We start from the raw sequence: 24,887 nt of genomic DNA on the forward strand, positions 1-24,887 counted from the left end.
ACCGTGATTGTAGATTCTCATTGCCATTTAGACCGCCTCGATTTTGATAAACTCGATTTAAACTTAGACCAAGTACTTGATAACGCAAGAGCAAAACAAGTAGAGCACTTTTTATGTGTAAGCGTAACGCTTGATCAATTTCCTAGCATGCTGGAAAAAATTCAAGGTTACCATGATGTATCTGCGTCGTGCGGTGTTCATCCCCTTGATCAAAAAGACGCATTAGATAAGCAGCGTTTAATCGATTTAGCGAGCCACGATAAAGTGGTGGCCATTGGTGAAACTGGCCTTGATTACTATTACGCAAAAGACACACATGCCGTGCAACAAGCCAGCTTTGTCGGTCATATTGAAGTGGCGAATGAATTACAAAAACCGCTGATCATTCATACCCGTGATGCCCGCGAAGATACCATTAATTTAATGCGTGAACATAACGCTGAAAACTGTGGTGGGGTATTACACTGTTTTACAGAAGATTGGGATATGGCGAAAAAAGCCATCGACTTAGGGTTTTATATTTCGATTTCAGGCATCGTAACATTTAAAAATGCCGTAGAACTTAAAGACGTCGTTAAGCAAATCCCTCTTGATCGCTTGTTAATTGAAACCGATTCTCCGTATTTAGCACCGGTGCCTTATCGTGGTAAAACCAATCAGCCAGCCTATGTCCAGGATGTGGCATATTACATTGCAGATTTAAAAGGTATTAGTTACAAAGAGCTGGCCGAGGCAACCACTGCTAACTTTTATTCATTATTTAATTTAGTAGATAAAGGTTAATTCGTTGATGAGCACAGCATCACTCCCTGAGTTATTAATGGGGCCTATGGTGCGCCGTGCTGATGCCAAAGGGGTGTGTTTTCAATTTGCCACTAGCACCCCTTCACAATACCGTATTGAACTGGATAATGTTGACACGTACAGTGAACATCACAGTATTGCGCTGGGCAAGCAACTGTTTTTGCATTTCATCGTATTAAAATCAATTAATGCAGACTTACCTACCGACGTATTACTTGGTTATCGCCTTTTTAACGACGAGCAACAAATAGATCTCAGTGATTTTTGTTATGAGGGCAAAGCCACTCCAGAATTTGTGATCCCACAAACACTTGAGCAAATATTTCATGGCTCGTGCCGTAACCCGCATCACCCAGCCCAAGATAGCCTCGTTGCCGCACAACGATCGCAAGCTCAGCAGCGCACACAAGGTAAAGCCGGTGCTGATATTTTATTGCTATCGGGTGATCAGGTGTATGCCGATGACGTTGCCGGCGCCATGTTAATCGCAATCTACCGGTTAATTGAGTTATTGGGTATTTATAAAGAGCAACCATTGGATATTGCATTGCCAGCGCAACTTTCAGAGCAGCTGTATCAACGTCATCTATTTTTGCCTAAAGTGCCGTGGCAACAACGTAGTAAAATTGGCGTGGGTTATTGGTTAAAAAAAGATGAGCCGCACTTTTCTAGTTTAAAAGCCGCTAATCATTTAGTTTCTTTTGAAGAGTTTATTGCGTTGTACTTGCTTAATTTTAGTCCTGTTGTGTGGTCGTTACTTGATTTAGAGTCAATTAGTTATCAAGCTAAAACAGCTAAGTGCCAACAACTTTTCGATAATGAAAAACAGGCGTTAGCTGAGTTTAGTCAAGGACTACACGAGGTACAGCGATTATTTGCTAATGTTTCAACCCTTATGATGTTTGATGATCATGATGTCACCGATGATTGGAATTTAACTGCAGGTTGGGAGCAAGTGATTTATCAGCACCCAGTGAGCCGCCGTATTGTTAATAATGGTTTGATCAGTTATTGGCTAATGCAAGGTTTTGGCAATGATGCTGGAATGAAAACAGGGGCATTAATCGATGAGTTTAAAACCAGTTTAAGCAAGCAAAAGCAATGGCAATTCAAGGCGTTCGATAAAACAATATTAGAGTTTAACCATTGGCATTATGAACTTAATACGGTACCAAAAGTGGTGGTGCTTGATACTCGTACTCACCGCTGGCGTAATGAGCAAAACTTTAATGAGCCCTCCGGATTACTTGATTGGGAGCGCCTTACAGAACTTGAAAATAGTTTATTAACGCATGAGCAAGTAATTATAGTCTCGCCTGCGCCAGTGTTTGGGGTGAAATCAATAGAAGCTATTCAAGCGTTATTTAATATGTGTGGACAGCCTTTATTGGTTGATGTAGAGAACTGGATGGCCCATGAAGGCTCAGCAAAAAAATTACTCGATACTTTCCGTCGCGATGATACCCCCAAAGAAACACTGATTTTATCAGGAGATGTACATTACTCGTTCTGCTTTTCCGTGCAAAAGCGCTTTGGCAAGCACCCAAACCGCATTTGGCAACTCACTGCCAGTGGTATTAAAAATGAGTTTCCCCGAAAATTAATCAATATACTCGATAAGCTCGACTCGATTTTATACGCCCCGAAAAGCCCGCTTAACTTTTTTACTAAGCGTTGGCACATGGAAGTTGATAAACATCAAACCAAGGGGGATGGCCAAAAATATTTAGTGAGCGATGCAGCGATCAGTTTGATAGAGCTCAAACAAGGTAAGCTGGCGCGCTATCAACTGATCCATGCTGATAGCCGCACCACCGAATTTGATTTAAACGATAATTAAGCGGCTTAATCTCATCTACTTTTCACGTTGGGTTTTAACGTAATCACCCACGTTACTGACCGTATCAAGCCAGTAGCCATTGTCAGGGTCTTGTAAATACACAAGCAACTGCTCGAGCACTTTAGCATCTGTGGTGTATTGATCGCCTTTGCCAATTTCATGGCCAGCCAAAATAAGCCATGCGTTATTTTCGCGAAGTTGTTCCAACATAGTGATGATTTCAGCAAAACTCAACCCGTCAATGCGAAGCCCCGTAAGCTGTGCAAAATCGGTAAAATTTGGATTGTTAGCTGACTCATCTAACCAAGTACGGCCACTATCAAAATGTTTTGCAATAATTGGCACATAACTTTTGGTATTAACGCCACGGCCAACAAAGGTGTTACCGCAAGGATAGGCGAAAGCGCGTGGCGTAACGCCGAGTTGCTCTTTTATGTATGCTTGCGCGCTGAGAATATCATTTTCAAGCCAAGCTAGAGTGGTTTCTTCCAGTGACAAATTTTGCTTTCGTAACCATTCAAAATTCCCAGTACAGACATGACTACTAGTATGGTTCCCAATTTCATGGCCTGATTTTACCGCATCTTGCCATTTAGTTAGGCGCTCTTTGGCGTTGAAAGGAGATACATAAAAAGTGGCTTTGGCTTGGTGTTTGTTTAATATTGCCGTGCCGATATCAACTTGACTGTGGCGGGCATCATCAAACGTAATGCTGATGGCATTTTGTGCTTTACCTGGATACTGGAAACCGAGGTAGAGATCAGATTCTACTGCAAAGCTTGATTGGCTGGTTAATAGTGCAGCCATTGTTATTATTGATAGTCGTTTTAACATGGTCGATCATCGTTATTTTTTATTCATTATAGAAACAACAAATTACAGTAAAAGCAATCGATTATCAAAAAATTAACACGGTTGTTATGATTTGGGTATAGATAATAACGCGGAGCAAAAAAATGCCCAGAACGAATCCGCATTGTTCTGGGCTTAGGGGATGGCTCTAGTGAGCCTGCGCTAACTTTAAAAACACCTTCTAAATTTCGTTAAGGGAGAAGTAGAAAGTATTATTAAGTGTAGTTAACATACGTAAAAAACCCCAATAAATGATGAAATTTTATACTACTTATAAAACAACTATTTGCATAAAAAACAACCGTTGAGTATGAAATTTATCCATTACTTGTTGTCAGCTTATGCACAGCTTATTCTCACCAGCTTATTAATTGATTGTTTTGTACCAGATCACGTGGCAGTGAGTTCTTAATTTTATTTTTTTGCCATTTCCCAAGCCCGATAGGGCAACCACACAAGGTTAAAACGACTTCACCTAGGGTATTAGTGGGCTTATCTAAGCGAATATCTTTGCCTTGAAAATAATCACTTGCTTGCTGATCGCTTAACGCGAAGGTATTACTTTTACATTGAGTGCCAAATACAGTGGCAAATTCATGATTTAGACGTACGCCATTTTTATGGATCATACCAAGGTGAATACCTAGGCGTGCATACTTTATTTTATTTTCAATGGCAGAAAATTCCTCTGGAAACAACCACAGCTCTTTATCCCGTTGCATTAATGAACCGCTTAGTGTTGTAATGCCAAATTGCTTTTTTAATTCAGCGTAAAAAGCTTGGCTGGGTTTTTTGTCAAACGATTGAAATGGAAATGCGCCTTTTTTTACTTTTTGATTCGGGTTGTCAGTGCTGGCAAGCTTTTTAAACTTAGCAATAAAAAAACCTTCGCTGTCAAATGTTTGTGGCCAAACATGCAAATAGCCCTCAGCTGTTGTCGCGCATTCAGCACCTGAAAATAAAGTATCTAAGGGTTCGATAGTTAGCTGGTTAGGAAACTCATTTAACAGATATTCACACACCTGTTGGTTTTCAAGCGGTGTGAGGGTGCAAGTTGAATAGACTAATGTCCCCCCGGGCTTTAAAGCGTAGAAGGCACTTTTGATTAAATCTTTTTGTACTTTGGCAATATCAATATTCGACTCAATCGACCAATTTTTTAACGCATCTGCGTCTTTGCGCACAGTGCCTTCACCAGAGCATGGCGCGTCGAGTAAAATACTGTCAAAGCACTCAAACATATAATCACCAAAAATCACCCCATCAAAATGTGACAGGGCGCAATTACCCACCCCCATGCGTTTTAAAGTAGCGCTGAGTACTTTTAAACGAGATGACGATAATTCATTCGCCACTAATACGCCTTGGTTATCCATTAATGCCGCAAGCTGTGAGGTTTTAGAGCCTGGCGCTGAGGCCATATCGAGTACATGCTGTACTTCTGAGAGTGATTCTTTCAGTGCCATAGGTGGCAACATGGAGCTGGCTTCTTGCACATATATAGCGCCACTTAGGTGGAGATCGGTATTACCCAGTGCCAGCGCGTGTTCTTCATCTATAGGTCGCTCTAGCCAAAAACCTTCTTCACACCAAGGCACAGGTGTTAACAGCCAACCTTTTTGTTCCGCAATACGTTTAAATTGGGCAACAGACATCTTCAAGGTATTAACGCGAATTGATTTACGCAAGGGCCTTCGACAAGCACTGAGAAAATCATCAAGCTTTAAATGTTCAGGTAAATAGGTCTTTACGTCATCAATAAAGTGCTGGGGAATATATGTATTGGCGTCCAAGACTAGGCTCACAGTGAAGAAATAAAACCGTATATTAGCATTTTTATACCTCAAGAGCAGCGCCTTAATAGATATTTTACAAAGCTTGGCGTGTCGACACTTTACCTTGCTTGATGCTTAAATGAGCAGTTAGACCATTATAAACTATACTTATGTCGACAATAATGGGGTTTTTATGTTTTTTATACTGATTTAGACTTGACTCTGTTCTAATGAACTCCCATAGTGTCAATATAAATTGTCGACAATCTTAAAGAAGGGCTCAATGACCCAAGATGCTTTTAGCGAAACACTTATTACCACAGCTTCAGATCAAGTGTTTGTAGATATGCGCCGTGAGATAGTAGAAGGCAGCATTGAACAAGGCAGTAAAATATCAGAGCCAGAGCTTGCAAAACGTTATGGAGTAAGTCGTGCGACATTGCGCGAAGCGTTAAATCGGCTTGAGAGTTGTTATTTAGTTGAGCGTAAAGCCAATGTAGGGTGTCGGGTTGTTGCCCTGACTGCTGAGCGGTTAATAGAAGTTTATCAAGTACGCAGCGCCCTTGAAGGCTTAGCGTGTCGCTTAGCTGCCGACAATATGGCACCTGATGAAGTGCAAAGCTTAAAGCAATTGCTTAACCAACATTTACAAACGCAACGAGTAAAAGAAGGTGAATCTTACTATCAAGAGGCTGGGGATTTAGATTTTCACTATCGCATTATCAAAGCCAGTAAGAACGAGCACCTCATTCATTTATTAAGTAATGGTTTGTACCAGCTAATTCGCATGTATCGGGTGCAAATGGGCATGGTCGGCCCTCGGGTATCAAAAGCGTTTGATGAGCATTTAGCGATTATTAATGCAATTGAAAATCATGATGGTGAACTAGCCGAGCTGCTAATGAAGCGGCATATCAGTGCCTCACAAGCTAATATTCAAGCAAAATTCAATTTGCTAGCTACGCAAAAGAAGGTTGCGCAGTAATTAAAGACAGTAAAAGTGTCATAGTTAAAATTTAAAAATAGAGTCTGCCTCGAGCAGCTACCGTTCAAAGGAGACAGCAATGTCAGCAGGATCAAAGTTCAAACAGGCGATTGCCAATAACCAGCCATTGCAAGTGGTGGGGACTATCAACGCATATACTGCGATGATGGCCGAAAAAATGGGTCATCAAGCAATTTACTTATCTGGAGCAGGTGTGGCAAATGCCTCATACGGTATGCCAGATTTAGGTATGACCAGTCTTGATAATGTACTTGAAGATATTCGCCGCATTACCGGTGCCAGCGACCTTCCGTTATTAGTTGATGCTGATACTGGTTGGGGTGGGGCGTTTAATATCGCTCGTACCGTAAAAGAGATGACCAAAGCAGGAGCGGCTGGTTTTCATATTGAAGATCAAGTGGCGCAAAAGCGTTGTGGTCATCGCCCAAATAAAGAGATCGTCTCACAAGCGGAAATGGTTGACCGCATTAAAGCGGCGGTTGATGCCAAAACTGACAGTGACTTTTACATTATGGCCCGTACTGATGCGTTTCAAAAAGAAGGCTTGAATGCAGCAATTGACCGTGCCGCGGCCTGTGTTGAAGCTGGCGCTGATGCAATTTTTGCTGAGGCTGTTCACGACCTTGCGGATTATCAAGCCTTTACTAATGCGCTGAATGTGCCTGTTTTGGCTAATATCACTGAGTTTGGTCAAACGCCAATCTATACAAAAGAGCAGTTATCCGATGTGGGTGTGCAAATGGTGTTATACCCATTAAGTGCATTTAGAGCGATGAATAAAGCGGCACTAAACGTGTACAGCGCTATTTTGAATGAAGGCTCACAACAAAGCCAAATTGACAACATGCAAACACGTGCTGAACTGTACGACTTTTTAGACTACCACACGTATGAAAACACCCTTGATAGTCTTTTTTCAGCAAATAAATAATTCCAATTAGAAGAACAACATTTAGGAGAACACATATGGTCGATAAAGCATTAGGTGGCGCAGGTTTACGTGGTCAAGTAGCAGGTCAAACAGCATTATGTACAGTAGGGCAAACAGGTTCTGGTTTAACTTATTGTGGTTATGATATTAGCGAGCTTGCAGAAAAAGCGCAGTTTGAAGAAGTGTCATTTTTACTCTCTCGGGGTGAATTACCAACCGCAACAGAGCTTGCCGAGTACAAAGCTAAATTAAAAAGTTTACGTGGTTTGCCAGCTGCACTGAAAACAGTGCTTGAGAATATTCCAAAAGATGCACATCCAATGGATGTGATGCGTACCGGTTGCTCTATGTTGGGTAACCTTGAAATGGAACATGATTTTAGCCAAGCAAATGATGCCATTGATCGTATGATTGCGCTATTCCCTAGTATTATTTGTTATTGGTATCGCTTCACTCATGATGGCGTGCGCATTGAAACGCAAACTGATGATGATTCAGTGGGCGCGCACTTTTTAACTTTGCTACATGATAAAGCGCCGTCTGAATTATTTGCGCAAGTGATGAATGTGTCACTGATTTTATATGCAGAGCATGAGTTTAATGCCTCTACCTTTACTGGTCGTGTGTGTGCGTCAACCTTGTCTGATATCCACTCCTGTGTAACCGGTGCAATTGGTACTTTACGTGGGCCATTACATGGCGGCGCCAATGAAGCCGCCATGGATATGATAGAAGGTTTTAAAGATGCTGATCACGCCGAGCAAGAAATTATGGGCATGCTTGAGCGTAAAGACAAAATTATGGGCTTTGGTCATGCTATTTACCGTGAATCAGATCCACGTAATGTGATCATCAAAAAATGGTCTGAAAAACTCGCTACAGAAGTAGGGGACGATGTACTTTATCCTGTGTCCGTGCGCTGTGAAGAGGTAATGTGGCGTGAGAAAAAGTTATTTTGTAATGCTGATTTTTTCCATGCCTCTGCTTATCACTTTATGGGGATCCCAACGAAATTATTCACGCCAATTTTTGTAATGAGCCGTGTTACCGGTTGGACTGCGCATGTAAAAGAGCAACGCGCTAATAACCGTATTATTCGTCCAAGTGCTGATTACACAGGACCAGAAGCACGTAGCTATACGCCGATTGAATCACGTTAAGACATTGGGTGGGCGAAAATGATATGAGCCCACCTTTTTTGCACATAGCCTTGAGCTGACAGTTTTTCTCGAACTTTCCTTAAACACGCTACCTGTGTGCAGCCACCGTCACCCAATTTAGCGAGTCTTACCATGACCATTATTAATAACACTCAATATCGAAAACCGTTACCAAATAGCAATGTTGATTACTTTGACACGCAAGCCGCAGTGGATGCTATTAAACCGGGCGCGTACGCATCATTGCCTTATACATCCCGTGTTTTAGCAGAGAACTTAGTGCGTCGCTGCGAGCCATCTATGTTAGATGATGCACTGAAACAGATTATAGAGCGCAAGCAGGACTTAGATTTTCCATGGTACCCAGCAAGGGTCGTCTGCCATGATATTTTAGGCCAAACTGCGTTAGTTGATTTAGCTGGCCTGCGCGATGCCATTGCCGCAAAAGGCGGCGATCCGGCCAAAGTAAATCCAGTAGTGCCAACCCAACTAATTGTTGATCATTCATTAGCCGTAGAGCACGCCGGTTTTGATCCTGATGCCTTTGCAAAAAACCGTGCCATTGAAGATAGACGTAACGACGACCGTTTCCATTTTATTAATTGGACTAAAACCGCCTTTAAAAATATTGATGTGATCCCGCCAGGTAACGGCATTATGCATCAAATCAACCTTGAAAAAATGTCGCCGGTGATCCAAAACCGCGATGGCATTGCCTTCCCAGATACTTTAGTGGGTACTGACAGTCACACGCCGCATGTTGATGCGCTAGGGGTGATTGCCGTTGGTGTTGGCGGTTTGGAAGCAGAAAGTGTCATGCTTGGCCGCGCATCATTTATGCGCTTACCTGACATTGTTGGGGTAGAGCTCACTGGCAAACGTCAACCAGGTATTACCGCCACAGATATCGTGCTTGCGATCACTGAGTTTTTACGTGAGCAACGTGTTGTTTCGACCTATTTAGAGTTTTACGGCGAAGGCGCTGATGCGCTTACATTAGGCGATCGAGCAACAATTTCAAATATGACCCCAGAGTTTGGCGCCACGGCTGCGATGTTTTATATCGACCAAATGACCATTGATTACTTGCGCTTAACGGGACGCGAAGAAGAGCAAATAGCGCTGGTTGAGAACTATGCTAAAACCACCGGTCTGTGGAGCGATAGTTTAAAAACAGCCCAGTATGATCGCGTATTGAAATTTGATTTATCAAGTGTAGGGCGCAATATTGCAGGGCCTTCTAACCCACATCGTCGTGTGGCAACCGCTGATTTAGCGGCAACGGGTATTTCTGGTGTGGTTGAGAACGAACACGGTTTAATGCCAGATGGCGCGTGTATTATCGCAGCCATTACCAGTTGCACTAACACCAGTAACCCGCGTAATGTGATCGCCGCAGGCTTAATTGCCCGCAATGCTAACGCTAAGGGATTAACGCGCAAGCCATGGGTTAAAACCTCTTTAGCGCCAGGTTCAAAGGCTGTGCAATCGTATCTTGAAGATGCCAAGTTATTACCTGAGCTGGAACAGCTTGGTTTTGGGATTGTCGGCTTTGCATGCACCACTTGTAATGGCATGAGCGGCGCGCTCGATCCAGTTATTCAACAAGAGGTCATCAGCCGTGATTTATACGCAACAGCGGTTTTATCTGGTAATCGTAATTTTGATGGCCGCATTCACCCTTATGCTAAACAAGCGTTTTTAGCATCGCCCCCTTTGGTTGTTGCCTATGCCATAGCGGGCACGATCCGTTTTGATATAGAAAAAGACATACTGGGTAAAGATCAGCAAGGCAATGACGTGACCTTAAAAGACATTTGGCCGTCGGATGAAGAAATTGATGCGGTTATTAAGCAAAGCGTAAAACCCGAGCAGTTTAAAAAAGTGTACGAGCCGATGTTTAATCTAACTGTAGATTACGGGGAAGATAACGATCCACTTTACGATTGGCGCCCGCAAAGTACGTATATTCGTCGCCCTCCTTATTGGGAAGGGGCGCTTGCTGGTGAGCGCACCATGAAAGGCATGCGTGCGCTTGCAGTACTTGGCGATAACATAACAACCGATCATTTATCTCCATCAAACGCGATTATGGCAAGTAGCGCTGCGGGTGAATACTTAACCCACATGGGTGTGCCAGAAGAAGACTTTAACTCATATGCAACCCACCGCGGCGATCATTTAACCGCACAACGGGCAACCTTTGCTAATCCGAAATTACTCAATGAAATGGTTATGGAAAACGGTGAAGTTAAACAAGGCTCTTATGCACGTATTGAACCTGAAGGTCAAGTGACCCGTATGTGGGAAGCAATAGAGACTTACATGCAGCGTAAACAGCCACTTATTATTGTAGCAGGGGCTGATTACGGTCAAGGTTCATCTCGAGACTGGGCGGCCAAAGGCGTACGTTTAGCAGGTGTTGAAGTCATTGCTGCGGAAGGGTTTGAACGTATCCACCGTACAAATTTAATTGGCATGGGAGTTTTACCCCTTGAGTTTAAAGCGGGCACAACACGTAAAACATTAAAACTCGATGGCAGTGAAAGCTATGACGTAGCAGGGGAACTCACCCCAGGTGGAAGTGTTAATTTAATTATCACTCGCGTAGATGGCGAAGTACTTACAGTGCCAACAAAATGCCGTATAGATACTCAAGAAGAGCTATCTATTTATGCTGCAGGCGGTGTTTTACAACGCTTTGCACAAGATTTTTTAGAAGCCACGCAAAGCGCATAAGGAACAGTTATGACATTTAAACCACAAATTAAAGTGCCGGCAACCTATATGCGCGGCGGCACCAGTAAAGGGGTGTTTTTTAATTTAACTGATTTGCCAGAGGCCGCACAAGTGGCAGGCTCAGCGCGGGATAACTTGTTACTTCGGGTAATTGGCAGTCCAGATCCGTATGGTAAACAAACGGACGGTATGGGCGGCGCCACATCAAGCACCAGCAAAACGGTCATTTTAAGTAAAAGTGACCAGCCTGAGCACGATGTAGATTACTTATTCGGCCAAGTGGCCATTGATAAACCTTTTGTAGATTTCAGCGGTAACTGCGGTAATTTAACCTCAGCAGTGGGAGCTTTTGCAATTAGCAATGGCCTTGTTGATAGTGCGCGCATTCCAAAAAATGGTATTGCTATCGTAAGAGTGTGGCAAGCGAATATTAAAAAAAGCATTTTAGTGCATGTGCCTATAAGTAATGGTGAAGTGCAAGAAACGGGTGATTTTGAACTTGATGGTGTGACATTTCCCGCCGCAGAAGTAAAACTTGAGTTTATGGATCCTGCCGATGGTGATGGCGCGTTATTTCCTACCGGTAATCTGGTTGATGAACTTGAAGTCCCTGAATTTGGCGTACTAAAGGCGACCATGATCAATGCAGGTATTCCGACCATATTTGTTAATGCACAAGATATTGGCTATACCGGGACAGAGTTGCAAGATGATATAAACAATGATCCGCAGGCTTTGGCTAAACTTGAATCTATCCGTGCCCATGGGGCGGTGAAAATGGGGTTGATCAAGCATATTAGTGAAGCCACTGCTCGTCAGCATACACCTAAAGTGGCATTTGTGAACAAAGCCAAGACTTATGTTGCCTCAAGTGGGAAAGAAATTCACCACGATACTATTGATTTAGTCGTGCGCGCAATGTCAATGGGCAAGCTGCATCATGCCATGATGGGGACTGCAGCCGTAGCAATTGGTGCGGCGGCTGCAATAAATGGCACGTTAGTGAATGCGGCCGCTGGTGGTGGTCAAATCAATGAAGTGAACTTTGGTCACCCTTCAGGCACTTTAAAAGTTGGCGCTAAAGCTGAGTTAATTGAAGGTAATTGGCAAGTAACAAAAGCCAGCATGAGCCGAAGTGCACGGGTACTTATGGAAGGGGTTGTTCGGGTGCCAGCGGTTAATTAAGCGATAAATACATTAGAAAGTGGCTGTCAAGCCACTTTTGTCCCTATCTTTGTGTGAAAAAATGTAAACGGTATTGTATTTATTTGTATCAATCGGTTAACAATTCACTGATCTGTCTGCTCACTCTACACCAGAATAATTCAAACTCAATCCATAACTATTTGTTTGTTAAGTGTTTTATTTTCATTCGTGACGATGTGATGCATTTATCTCGTTAAACTTACCTGCGGATAATTAAAATTACATTTTTCCATTTATTGTCATATATTGGTGGTAAGTTGATAACATGTAATAACAAATGTAGTTTACTAGGTGGTTTTGATACAGACTGATACATAATTTTAACTTAAATGACTGTTGATAATAATGTAGGCTACGTTTTAGTAATGATACTTGCTAACAAGCACTCAAGGAGATTTTCATGGCGAAAAGAATAATAAAGTTTACCCCAATTGCGGCTTCGGTTGCATTGACACTCGGCTTAACTGGTTGTGGTTCAGATAATGATAATAATAAATACACACCTGATCCAGTTACTGTCTATAAAGGAGAGGTAAGTACTGACTTCAATACTCAAATATCAGGCAAAGCCGTTAAAGGTTCGTTGAAAAATGCAGTCGTGTCAGTGTCAACGTTAAATGATGCTGGTGAATCTGTACCGGTTGCATTTCGTTTAGAAGCCACAACCGATGCCACTTATTCTGCTGAGTCGACGACTTCACAAGCAGATGCAGATGCTAAAGCACTCGCAATGCTAACTGCTGAGAATCCAGCAGATGCTATGACCTCAGCCTCAGGCGGGTATAGCATTTATCTTGAAGACGATTTTACAGGGCCACTTTATATTACGGTTAGCACTTCTAAAGAAGGTGATGACAGTATGGTGAAGTGCGATTCATTCACAGGGTGTGGTGATTATGATAGTGCCCCTGAAATGTCTGATGTGGCTGGTATGGTTAACAATGGCGATAGTAGCATTGATTTCGGCGAGTGGTATAAAGACGATCTTGAGTTACAAGTTGTTAAGTTTATCAAAGCACCAACAACAGCGGCTGCTAGCAATTTGCGTGGGCCAAGTTTTGCTGATGGAGATGGCACAGGTGTTAAGCACTACTTTGCCAATGTGACTCTTTACACCAGTATTGCTGCAAAAATGCTGTTAGATGCAGCTAAAGATGGCTCAGCAGTCTCAGATGAAGCAATTGCCGCAGCAAGCTTAAAAACCTTGATCCAAATACTAGGCCCAGAAGCAGCAATAAAAGCCGCTGCGTTGTTAGCTGACGTATCACTAGGTGGCGCAGTTGATTTTAGTGACATTGGTGATGGCGATTCGCTTGATGCAGGTACTTTGGCATTAGTGCAAACAGCTGTTTCTTTACAATCTGTAGCGGGCTCGGGTGCTAATGGTTCACTAAAAGACCTAATAGCAAGTTTATCTGCAGCAGTTCAAGACGGTAAAGTATCCAACAGTGACAATGAAGTTGTTCAAAAAATTGCTGCTGAGCTACAAAAAGCAGTTGAAAACACGAGTTTAATTTTTGCTGCTGTGGTTTCTGGAGAAGGAATTGAGGAAGCATTTGCTAAAGTTGCCGACAATTTAGGTATTACTGACCCAGATGCAATCGCAAAACTAAAAGAAAATGCAACGAAAGCCGTTGAAGAAGTGAAAGCTAAAGCGAAAGAAGCTGGCCTTGATGATGATTTAGCTAAAACAGCGAAAGAAGTAAAAGACGCATTAGAGAAGATTGGCTGTGAAGATAACTGTGATGCAGGCGATGATTTTATCGCCAAGGCTGCTGCAGAATTAGAGTTACAGATCATTGATGCTACTACAGAGTTAGCAGCATCAGCAGATTTAGTCACTGCAGGCACGACTGAACTGGCGACAGTTAAAGCATTGGGTGATACAGGTTTAGAAACAGCAGAACAAGTATTAGCCTATAGTGGTGCGGTATTTAGTTTGTCAGCTCAACAAGCTATGTTTAGCCAGTTACAGTTAGAACTGACAGGTAAACTTGCATTAGCGCGAGGAGTGGCGGCAACTGCTGTAACTTTAGGTGAACAATATCAACAACTCGCTGATAAAGCGAACGTACTCTCTAGTGATATTGCCACACAATTAGCAGCAGTCACTGCTTTAATTGCTGGCATTAATGAGGAAGTTACCCGCTCAGATGAAGCGGTAGCAGCTTTGGGAATAGAGCTTGATGTAGCAAAAAATAATGCACAGCTTGCATCGACTAGTTTAGATGCAACGAGTGATGCTGTAATGACGGCTCAAGCAGGGCTAGCAACAGCTATGATTGCCGTTGAGGCTGCAATGCTTGATAATCAAGCAAATGCACAACTGGCATTAACATCAGCACAAACTGCCGTTGTTGCAGCTACAAACACGCTCGAAAAAGCATCTGCATTGACCGTGGCCGTAGAACAAGCAAAAATGGCAGCTGCAACACTGATGGAGATAGCAACGGATGCAGTTGACAAACAACTTGCGACGAGCTTGGCCGAAGACGCACAGTTAAGTGCCACGACAGCAATTACTGTTAGTGAACAAGCAACTATTGCGCTTGCAAGTGCGACATCTCTTGAGTCAGATGCGATGGCGGCCATTGCAACATTCACAGTACTAGTAGATGTAAAAGCAAGCACTGATGATATTCGTAATGTAAGCTTGGTGACTAAATCGGGTGGCGAAGCGTTATTTGATACTGCTGAAGTTATTTATGATGTGCTTAGCGAAGCTTGGGATTTAGGCGATGAAGGTACAGATGTAGTGTCTACTCGTTACCCTGATTGGACTTATAGCTTTGATAAAGATGCGTTGGAGCTTGATCTAGTTAATACTGAAACTGGCGACATGATCACAGTAAATGGGTCAATTAATAACAAGGCCATTATTTTTGCATTTGGCGGTATGGTTGAAACCGCAGAGGGTGCAAAAATCCATATAGAAACACTCGAAGATATGGGGGGGGCGTTAGAGAATTGTATTGACGCAAACGCAGGTACTATTACTAAAGAAGCCTCTGATTCTTGTTTAGTCATTAATTTTGAAGAGGAAGTATCTTCTGATACTGCGATTGATGGCACAGTCTTGTCTGTTGATGGTTGGAGCCGTGTCGAGATAGTGGACGCTGATTCAGGGTTTGTAGGTACATTAAGCCTTAGTGGTACTGATATGTCTGAGCTTGCTATGATCAGCGCAACAGGTATCACTGGTGAAATTGATTTCACTGCAATGCTATCTGTTGATTGGGCTAACGAAGACGACATTTATGCTGTCGATGTAGAGCTGCATAACGGCACTGGTTACAAGTTGTCATTAATGGCTGAAGAAGGCGAAGACTTCATGGGTAGCGTAGATGCTAATTTTGCAGGTGCTATGATGAAATTTGGTACTGTTACAGAAATTACCAATGGTATTTCTGTTGAATATATCGATGGTGAAGTTATCGAATATACAGATATTACTTTCTTAGATTCATCTAAGTAACGTAAAAATAAGAGGGAGAAGATCACTCTCCCTCTTAAATAATAACAAGTGAAAAAAGTATGAAAAAAAAAAATTCTCACGTTAGGATTGTCCACATTATTAATAACCCCAGCTATTCACGCACAAGACCAATTTCAGATCTTTACCACGTTTGACTCCGAAGTTTATACTGAAGCACAGCCTGTAACTGCATTTATTGATGACTTTGATGCGCCACTTACATCAGGGGATAGCGCATTTACTTATAATATATTTGAGCTAGGCGTTGGTTACGGTAATTTTAAGCTCGGGTTTCAAAGTCGCTTTGACTATGTTTTAAATTTTGATCCTGATACTGCTTTATATCTGCATACTGAAAAAAATGATTTGCCTTTTGAAGATAGGCATTACACCTATGATTTAGATGGTAAGCAAGCAACCAGTAATGGGGTGTTTTTCTCTTATGATTTTAAATTTTTACAATCAGATGCGTTGACCATAACACCGAAATTAAGTGTTTTTTCCAGTACACACTATCAGGACGCTAATGTGAAAGGGCAAGTATTCAGTGATGAAATCCAAGGAGCATTAACGGTTGATTATTACTTCTCAAAAGACATCTTATTTAAACGATTTACCCCAGATGAAAACCCATCGGGGTTAGGCTACAGCTTTGATCTCGCAGCACAATGGAAAGTAAATCAAGATCTAATTTTCGGTGTACTCGCACAAGATTTATTTTACGAAGCAGAGTATGAGCAAAGTGGTTTCGTGACAGGTTACACCACTGAAGTACCGTTTACCGAAAATGACGAAGGGGATATCGTCACAGAGCCTACAATTCGTTTAGCAACCTCCGAATATGGCAATGAAGTCACGCATAAGTTCGACATGCCAGTACGAATTAAAGTCTATGCGGATTATCGTATCAATGATTTATTCTCAACAGAGCTGATGGTGAAGCGGTTTGATCAAGATACCTTTTCACAATTAAAAGGACGCATGCACTTTTGGGACCATTGGGCGATGATCGGTGGTTATGAAACAAATAGCGAAGCCTTTTTGCTTGGTATCGAAAATGATTATTTTGGCTTAAATATACAAACCGATAATATTGATATCGATAAAGCCTATTATGCCAATGTGAATTGGTATGTGAAGTTAGCGTTTTAAGGACTTGTGATGTTAAAAAAACTTATATCAGTTAGTTTACTTGTGTCACTTGTCGGTTGTGGTGGCACATCAGATGATAAACAAACTAGCTCAACGTCAGTAACGGTTGAAGAGACCACTTCATCAGTGAGCTTCTATATTGCCCCTTGGCAAGCTCAATCAGGCACTTTAACACTGGTTAATGATAATACAGGCAACATTGAAAATATTGATGTTGCAAATATTAATAGTGTGACGTTACCGGCAGGGGCATTAAACTTCTATCGTGTTGAATTTGTCTCAGATGGAGCAACACTCCCGTGCCCCAGCTTTGCAGGTTGTGGTCGAACATTTAGAGATAACCCGTATGATGAGAACAGTAACCGTCGTATTGATTATCAAGAGCAGATGGATATGACACTGAGTTATCGAGCTGACTTTTTGGCGGCGCCAGGTGAGAATAAACTGTATTTATCGCCAGTCAGTTCGTTAATTAGTGATGATAATTTAGATATTACTCTACAGAGTGTAAGCGCAACCCCTTTTTATCATCTGACGCATAGCCAGTTAAACGATAATCTTGAAGCAGAACTGCTAACTAATGCATTGACCTTTGGCGTTATTTTAAAAAGAGCTGCTGATATTGAGTTAAGTCTAACAACAAGCAGCAGTGCAGTCGTTGAGCAACAAGCACAGTTAGAAAGCCTGCAACTTTACCGTACTTATGCCGATCGTTATGTATCGGAAAACCTACTAAACGTGAAAGGTAATCAGTTATTACAATCAGTTGTTGGTGAAGTTAAACAAAAGCTTGCAAGTATTGGTGAGGCACAAAACATTAAACAACGTACCCTCACAGAGCAGCAATTACATTCTAAAGAATTACTAGAAGATGTACGTAATATATTAGGTGTCGCGCGGTTACAAGAACAAAAATACAGTGATGAACTCAGCCAAAAGCTAACTGAATTCGTTGATATAGCTGATAACGAGTCGCAACAGACGCTTATCGTTTTGGCTAATGTACTTTATGACGTGATCTATAATTTTTCACCGCTAAATGATACCGAAGCGGGTATTTATACCTTACAAGACTTAACGATAAATTACCAAGAATCACCATACTCGTGGGTGATCAGTGGGCAGTATGATAACCATGAGGTGCAACTGGATTTAAATATTCCACAATGGCGTATCAGTGGCTTATTAGGTAATCAAGTAAGTGGTGTAATGAATGCCAAAGTGATTGGGACAGATACACAATTAAGTGTCGATGTGAGTGACTTAGTATTGTCTTTTGATGGCACTGACGATCCATTTGCAAATGATCAAAGTGAAACTACGGGGCAGCTTACCATTGCCACAAACGTCACATTGGAAAATGAAATTAGCACATTAAATGGTGATATAAGTCTAGCTGCCAATCGCTTTGTTACCCCTTTTGAAGAGCTTGTGACAGTACTGTCGGGCTTTGATTTTAAAGGCCAACTGGTTAGCGAAAATCAGATAACTCCGTTTAGTTTACAAGCTATAGAAGCAACACCATTTATTGATGAAGCATCAACGAACATCGTGTTTGCAGTACAATTAGAACTGCCATTAAATGGAGCAAATGATTTGCAGTTTGCATATGTCGGTCGCTTGGCTCGTTTAACTGAAATTACCAATGCAAATATTGCGTTACGATTAAAAAATAGGGCGCTTGAAATAAACCTGCGCAGTGTAGGAAATAATATCAACGCAGTGATAAAAGGTGCCCAAGGACGTTGGCTAGATGTTAAGCAAAAAGGTCGTAATTACAGTGGTGGACTCTACTTTGGTGATACACAAATTGCAGATGTAACTGCGGTTCGAGGTGTACCTGGTATTTTATTTCCTGACGGTACTTTTGAGTCATTGTTTTAGTGTAAAAGTAGCCTATTAACGCAGCTTAATAGGCTACTGTATGATTTATTTAAACATTTCTATATCCACTTGAGCACCCTTAGCAACGCCAGCACAGTCTGCTGGGAGGATAATAAAACAGTTGGCTTTACTCATCGATGTTAGCACGCCAGAGCCTTGATAAGGTAAGGCACTTACAGTGTAAACGCCGTTATTATCAATCGTGGCAATTGCTCGCTGAAAATCGGTGCGCCCTGGGCGTTTTTTTATTGCAGTTGTGGTAATAGCACTAAGTTTATTTGTTTTCTTTATTTTTGCTTGGGCTGAAAGGTAATTAAGAGCAGGACACACTAGTTGCATAAATGTCACTATTGCAGACACCGGGTTGCCAGGTAAACCAAAAAAGTAACTGTTTGGTAGTTTACCAAATGCAAAAGGCTTCCCTGGTTTCATCGCAATTTTCCAAAAACCGATTTCACCAATCTCATTGAGTACCTCTTTAGTATCTTTAATTACCCCTAAATCAACCACCTTAACTAAAGTAGCACTTATTGATAGCCAGCAAGTACTGTATATCAATCAATTTGATGAAAAAAGTAGTTATAAAATTTGTGTAAATGCAAACGATATCAGTGTCAGTCTAAAGCCTGAACGAAATAGCACCTGCACGCTATTTAGTTTACTATTTTGCACCGATACAGCACATTTATATTCCTCAAATAGTGCAACTACAGCACTTTATATAACTTTAAAAATATAACGCTTTGAAATTATAGAAAAAAATTTTATGGCTCATAATTTGCTCGTTCCTACTCGCTTTTAACTTACTTAGAACAAAAAAAGAGTATTAAAAGTATTTTAAGATTTTATTCTAATAAAAAATAGCGTCAGGAGCGTGCCGTATGCAGCAAAGTACAGGATTCAATTTATTCTCATTTCGGGGCAAGATGAAAGTGCTTCATCTTAGTTGGATGGTTTTTTTCGTATCATTTTTTGTCTGGTTTAATCATGCACCCATGCTAGGAGCTATAGCCACCTCACTTGGGATCAGTATGGCTGAAGTAAAAACGTTACTGATTTTAAATGTTGCATTAACCATACCTGCGCGGGTAGTGGTGGGTATGCTTACTGATAAATATGGCCCACGGATTGTTTATTCTGCGTTACTTATAGTCTGTAGTATTCCATGTTTTATGTTTGCTGCAGCCACAACGTTTGAGCAAGCAGCCATTGCCCGCTTTGCGCTGGGATTTATTGGGGCAGGTTTTGTGGTTGGTATTCGTATGGTGAGTGAGTGGTTTCCTGCGAATGAGCTTGGCATAGCAGAAGGGATTTATGGCGGATGGGGCAACTTTGGCTCCGCAGCTGCAGCGATGTCGTTACCTGTAATTGCATTGCTATTTGGTGGGGAAGATGGCTGGCGTTATGCAATTGCTGTGACTGGGGTTATCAGTATTTTATTTGGCTTGATTTGGCTTTTTAATGTTACCGATACGCCAAAAGGGGCAACCTATTTTAAACCTAAAAAAATAGGCGCAATGGAAGTAACCAGTAAAGGTGACTTTGTATTACTGTTGATCATGAAAATCCCAATGTATGCGGCACTGGCACTTTTAAGTTGGAAACTGTCACCAAGTGGTGCCAATCTTATTTCCGCGAATTTTGTATTAGGTGTCTATAGTGTTCTAATTTTACTTTATATTTATGAGGTATATAAAACGTATGACATTAATAAAGGCATTTTTAAACAACCAGTTCCTGAGTCACAACGCTATGAGTTTAAACAAGTTGCGGTGTTAAATATTTTATACTTTACAACCTTTGGTTCAGAGCTTGCAGTTATTTCAATGTTGCCGTTATTCTTTAGTGAAGTGTTTGGTCTCGATATGGTTTATGCTGGGTTGCTTGCCTCTGCCTACGCGTTTATGAACCTTGCATCGCGCCCTGGCGGTGGGTGGATCTCAGATAAACTTGGACGCAGAATAACCTTGATTGTGCTGACGATGGGTTTAGCTGTTGGTTATTTTGTTATGGGCTTGGTTGATGCAAGCTGGCCGCTGTGGTTAGCTGTTATAGCCGCAATGGCATGTTCGTTCTTTGTGCAAGCTGGTGAAGGCGCTGTGTTCGCGGCAGTACCACTGATTAAGCGTCGTTTAACAGGGCAAATTGCTGGTATGACAGGTGCTTATGGCAATGTAGGGGCGGTAGTATATTTAACAGTATTATCAATTGTTGAGTATCAAACTTTCTTTTTTGTCATCGCAGGCAGTGCATTAGTGGGACTGGTAGCGTTAATGTTTATGCAAGAACCAAAAGGCCACATAACTGAAGTAAATGAAGACGGCTCTGTTGAATTAATCTCTGTTACATAAGGAGAAATTAGATGATAGCTGAAACCGTCAAAGCGAATCGTAATGTGAATAAACACATCGCTGCAGCGCATGTTGTCAATGAGCTACGAGTGTCATTTGGCGGTCACTCAGCATCAGGCATCAAAGCAGATAACCAAGATGCCTTTGCCGCACTGAATACGCAAGGCCATGAGCGTGATCACAAAGGCATTGTGGCCTGTATTGCAGATGGTTGCTCAAGTGCAAAATTCGCCAAAGAAGCGGCTAATTTATCAGTTAGTCATTTTATTAATGAATACTTAGCGACTGAGCCAAGTTGGTCGGTAAAAAAATCAGTCTCAAAAGTGCTGGCTAGTTTAAACTTATGGCTTTATTCGCAAACCCCTACTAATAGCCAACAGACTCATCGTCAAGCGCATTGGATGACAACATTTAGTGCGTTGATATTAAAATCAACCAGCGGCTTTATTTTTCATTTGGGTGATACCCGTGTTGCGCAATTTCGTGATGGTGAACTGACTCAACTAACTCGTGACCATAAAGTTAATCAGCATTTAACTAAGGCATTAGGCGCAGAGCTACACCAAGAAGTTGATGTCTATCAGTTTGAACTAAAACAACATGATATTTATGTCTTGAGCTGTGATGGTGTACACGATTTTCTGAGTAAAACACAGATTATTGAGTGCATTAATAGTGAACAAGATTTGGAAGCGGCAGCGAAAGCGATAACACAACTTGCGATTGCACAGGGCAGTGACGACAATGTCAGTTGTTTACTTGTAAAAGTACAACAGCTCCCCAAAAAGTGCTTAGATGAACGTTATCGGGATCTCACTAAACGCAAAATTCCCAGCGTATTGCAAGTCGGCCAGCAGCTTGATCAATACAAAGTGCTAAGGCAGATATACGCAAGTACTCGTTCACACATTTATTTAGTGCAAAGTGATGAGTATACGGCCCCTGTGGTATTAAAAACACCTTCAGTAAACTTTGCGGAGGATCTGCATTACTTGCAAGGGTTTATGCGTGAAGGTTGGGTTGGCCAGCGTATTGACCACCCTAATGTGATGAAAGTACTTAGCACCGCCGACGACAGTGCATTTTTGTATCATATTTGTGAATACATGGATGGTCAAACCTTAAGGCAATGGCAGGCAGACAACCCTAAGCCACAAATAAGCCAAGTGCGAAACATTGCGTTGCAAATAGTTCAAGCACTGCGAGCTTTTCAGCGTCTTGACATGGTCCATCGTGATTTGAAGCCAGATAATGTTATGATAGATGCGCACGGCAAAGTAACTTTGATTGATTACGGCACCGTGAAAATTGCTTCTATACATGATGACATTCATCAAATAACCGATGAATGTCCGCAAGGCACACTAGGTTACACAGCCCCAGAAACATTACAGACCTTGAACGCCGACTTTAAGAGTGATTTATTTTCACTCGCTGTCATCGTTTACGAACTACTATCTGGACACTTACCGTATAAGTCGTTATCTTCTAACCAATCGACATCGTCAAGCAGCACTTTTTGGCATTATCGTAGTATTCGCGACTACCGTAATGATATCCCATTTTGGTTTGACCAAACATTAATGAAAGCTACCGCAGTAAAGCCTGAGCATCGCTATAGCTCATTTTCTGAGTTCATCAATGACCTTAATACACCTAACTCGCAGCTTAGTATGACAGTGATTGATAAGCCGTCGTTTTATCAGCGTAACCCCGTAATGGTGTGGCAAGTGATCGCTATCGGTTTATTCCTGTGCCTACTTACAGTGCTTATTCTGCCTCGTTAAGCTTACCCGTGTGTTTGACTTTTGAAGTCGGCATAGCCGAGTTTAAAAGCCAAACATACAACAGTAAATTTAACCTCCCCAAATAGACAGCCCTTCGTCGTGCGGTTACTTATTAGTCGATCACACACCACAGCTATATAAGCGGTGCTTATGGCGAGGGATTTGCTCATTGTTAGTTAATGCATGAAATCAGATTGTCTGCACTTCGATGAAAAAAACCTAACTTGAATAAGTATTAATCTTAACTGCGTAACACTGCCTAGTATCACAGTGGTGCAAATGATGGATCGTCGTGGTGCTGTACCTAGACTTTAATAAGTAAAGAAAATATAAGTTATTGTATTTGTTTTATTTAAATGTTTGGTATGGCCTTTGCTTTAATTAATAACAACAATAAATACAATTGCAAGTAGGGTGAACTGATGAGCCGCAAACAACGAGTTGTCGTCGTCGGTAATGGAATGGTTGGGCATCATTTCGTAGAGCAAATTACCAGCCTTATAAAACCTAATACAGGTGTTGAAGTAACGGTACTCAGCGGTGAGGAGCGCTTAGCATACGATAGAGTACACTTATCTGAGTTTTTTACTGGCAAAACAGCCAATGATCTTGCACTCACTAATGAGCAAATATATACAGATTGGCAAGTACGCTTTTTCACCAATGCAAAAGTCACTGACATAAACCGAGTAAAGCAGCAAGTCACTACGAGTGGGGGCGTGACTTTTGATTACGACAAACTGGTACTCGCTACCGGCTCATTTCCTTTTGTACCACCCATTCCGGGGAAAGATCGCGAGCATTGCCTCGTGTATCGAACCATAACTGATTTGGATGCGATCAAACATTCCGCCAGCAGCAGTAAAGTAGGAGTTGTGATTGGCGGAGGGTTACTTGGTTTAGAGGCTGCTAATGCTTTAAAACAGCTAGGTTTGGAAACTCATGTGGTTGAGTTTGCGCCGCAACTTATGGGGGTGCAAGTCGATAATGGCGGGGGGCGATTACTGAAAGATAAAATAACGGCATTAGGAGTACAGGTCCATACCTCGATGGCGACTGAAGAAATTGTCGATGGAGATCGCTGTCGTTATAAAATGTGTTTTAAAGGTGGTAAAACACTGGAAACGGACCTCATTTTATTTTCAGCAGGGATCCGCCCTTATGATAATTTAGCGCGTGAGTTTGATTTAGCCGTTGGTGAGCGTGGCGGCATAGTGATCAATAATCATTGCCAAACGTCAGATCAAAATATTTACGCTATTGGCGAATGTGCGCTGTGGAATAACTTTATATTTGGCTTAGTTGCACCGGGTTACGCCATGGCTAAAATTGCCGCGAAACACATTTTATTTAACAACAGTGATGATGCATTTTTTGGTGCAGATATGAGCACTAAATTAAAACTGATGGGGGTTGAAGTTGGCTCTATCGGTGACGCTCATGCACGGGCACCGGGAGCGCGTAGTTATGTGTTTGATGATCAACTTGCCGGAGTCTACAAAAAAGTAGTGACCAACCAAGCTGGTACTCGTTTAATTGGTGCTGTACTGGTTGGTGATACCAGTGACTATGATAACTTATTGCAATATCACTTAAACGACTTAGCGCTGAATGCCGCCCCAGAGTCCCTTATTTTTCCGCTTGCCCCACCGCCAGATACAGTTTCAATAACTGATTTACCGGCGGATGCTGTTATTTGTAGCTGTCACCAAGTTACCAAACACACTATTGAACAAGCAGTATTGAGCGGCGCTAATGATTTGCTTGACGTGCAAGCAATAACTAAAGCCTGTACCGGTTGTGGTAGCTGTGAAAACCGCGTGAATTGCATTATTGAGCATAGCTTAGCCATTACTAAAGCACAGCCGCAGCAGCTTAGTGATGAAGTATTAATCCCTGTAACTGAACTTGCATAAAGAGAGCGC

General features: G+C 41.9%; 16 protein-coding genes. 13 read left to right on the forward strand and 3 right to left on the reverse strand.

The window, feature by feature from the left end:
* Nucleotides 1–3: 3 nt before the first annotated feature.
* Together KAN5_RS04290 and KAN5_RS04295 are read left to right on the forward strand one after the other, a co-directional pair.
* The gene (locus KAN5_RS04290) at nt 4–783 is read left to right on the forward strand and encodes a YchF/TatD family DNA exonuclease (RefSeq protein ID WP_016707433.1); all 780 of its coding nucleotides are present in this window, start codon (nt 4–6) and stop codon (nt 781–783) included.
* Nucleotides 784–790: 7 nt separating this feature from the next.
* Nucleotides 791–2,644, forward strand: a complete 1,854-nt coding sequence (locus KAN5_RS04295) for a metallophosphatase (protein WP_244390573.1) — start codon at nt 791–793, stop codon at nt 2,642–2,644.
* A 15-nt stretch (nt 2,645–2,659) separates the two neighbouring features.
* Here the strand turns inward: KAN5_RS04295 and KAN5_RS04300 are convergent, their stop codons facing one another.
* Entirely contained in the window at nt 2,660–3,478 is an 819-nt protein-coding gene (locus KAN5_RS04300; RefSeq protein ID WP_029216038.1) for a polysaccharide deacetylase family protein, read from the reverse strand.
* Nucleotides 3,479–3,852: 374 nt separating this feature from the next.
* Nucleotides 3,853–5,289, reverse strand: a complete 1,437-nt coding sequence (gene rsmF, locus KAN5_RS04305) for a 16S rRNA (cytosine(1407)-C(5))-methyltransferase RsmF (protein ID WP_244390574.1) — start codon at nt 5,287–5,289, stop codon at nt 3,853–3,855.
* A 265-nt stretch (nt 5,290–5,554) separates the two neighbouring features.
* Between rsmF and KAN5_RS04310 the strand changes: the two genes are divergently transcribed.
* The 8 genes from KAN5_RS04310 (at nt 5,555) to KAN5_RS04345 (ending at nt 18,824) form a co-directional block, all read left to right on the forward strand.
* Nucleotides 5,555–6,256 (forward strand): GntR family transcriptional regulator, encoded by a 702-nt coding sequence (locus KAN5_RS04310; protein ID WP_244390575.1) that lies wholly within the window; start codon nt 5,555–5,557, stop codon nt 6,254–6,256.
* A gap of 79 nt (nt 6,257–6,335) precedes the next feature.
* A complete protein-coding gene (prpB, locus tag KAN5_RS04315; protein WP_244390576.1) occupies nt 6,336–7,208 on the forward strand; it encodes a methylisocitrate lyase in 873 nt (290 codons plus the stop codon).
* Nucleotides 7,209–7,243: 35 nt separating this feature from the next.
* A complete protein-coding gene (gene prpC, locus KAN5_RS04320; RefSeq protein WP_244390577.1) occupies nt 7,244–8,368 on the forward strand; it encodes a 2-methylcitrate synthase in 1,125 nt (374 codons plus the stop codon).
* A 132-nt stretch (nt 8,369–8,500) separates the two neighbouring features.
* A complete protein-coding gene (acnD, locus tag KAN5_RS04325) occupies nt 8,501–11,107 on the forward strand; it encodes a Fe/S-dependent 2-methylisocitrate dehydratase AcnD (protein ID WP_244390578.1) in 2,607 nt (868 codons plus the stop codon).
* Between the two features lie 9 nt (nt 11,108–11,116).
* Nucleotides 11,117–12,292, forward strand: a complete 1,176-nt coding sequence (prpF, locus tag KAN5_RS04330) for a 2-methylaconitate cis-trans isomerase PrpF (RefSeq protein ID WP_244390579.1) — start codon at nt 11,117–11,119, stop codon at nt 12,290–12,292.
* Between the two features lie 421 nt (nt 12,293–12,713).
* Nucleotides 12,714–15,788 carry a hypothetical protein gene (locus tag KAN5_RS04335; protein ID WP_244390580.1) on the forward strand — a complete coding sequence of 1,025 codons (3,075 nt, stop codon included), beginning with the start codon at nt 12,714–12,716 and terminating at the stop codon, nt 15,786–15,788.
* Nucleotides 15,789–15,875: 87 nt separating this feature from the next.
* The gene (locus KAN5_RS04340) at nt 15,876–16,940 is read left to right on the forward strand and encodes a hypothetical protein (RefSeq protein ID WP_244390581.1); all 1,065 of its coding nucleotides are present in this window, start codon (nt 15,876–15,878) and stop codon (nt 16,938–16,940) included.
* Nucleotides 16,941–16,949: 9 nt separating this feature from the next.
* Nucleotides 16,950–18,824, forward strand: coding sequence for a hypothetical protein (locus tag KAN5_RS04345; protein WP_244390582.1), 1,875 nt, complete (start codon nt 16,950–16,952; stop codon nt 18,822–18,824).
* Nucleotides 18,825–18,869: 45 nt separating this feature from the next.
* On the opposite strand, the gene KAN5_RS04350 is transcribed toward KAN5_RS04345, so the two are convergent.
* Nucleotides 18,870–19,382: a molybdopterin-binding protein gene (locus KAN5_RS04350; protein ID WP_244390583.1), complete on the reverse strand. Its 513-nt coding sequence runs from the start codon at nt 19,380–19,382 to the stop codon at nt 18,870–18,872.
* 323 nt (nt 19,383–19,705) lie between these two features.
* Between KAN5_RS04350 and KAN5_RS04355 the strand changes: the two genes are divergently transcribed.
* The 3 genes from KAN5_RS04355 to KAN5_RS04365 all read left to right on the forward strand — a co-directional run bounded on the left by KAN5_RS04355 (nt 19,706) and on the right by KAN5_RS04365 (nt 24,878).
* Nucleotides 19,706–21,175 (forward strand): NarK family nitrate/nitrite MFS transporter, encoded by a 1,470-nt coding sequence (locus KAN5_RS04355; protein ID WP_244390584.1) that lies wholly within the window; start codon nt 19,706–19,708, stop codon nt 21,173–21,175.
* 11 nt (nt 21,176–21,186) lie between these two features.
* The gene (locus KAN5_RS04360) at nt 21,187–22,962 is read left to right on the forward strand and encodes a bifunctional protein-serine/threonine kinase/phosphatase (RefSeq protein WP_244390585.1); all 1,776 of its coding nucleotides are present in this window, start codon (nt 21,187–21,189) and stop codon (nt 22,960–22,962) included.
* A 422-nt stretch (nt 22,963–23,384) separates the two neighbouring features.
* A complete protein-coding gene (locus tag KAN5_RS04365) occupies nt 23,385–24,878 on the forward strand; it encodes an FAD-dependent oxidoreductase (protein WP_016707415.1) in 1,494 nt (497 codons plus the stop codon).
* Nucleotides 24,879–24,887: the final 9 nt, after the last annotated feature.

It is taken from the genome of Pseudoalteromonas sp. KAN5, from assembly GCF_022846535.1.
Classification (GTDB): domain Bacteria; phylum Pseudomonadota; class Gammaproteobacteria; order Enterobacterales; family Alteromonadaceae; genus Pseudoalteromonas; species Pseudoalteromonas haloplanktis.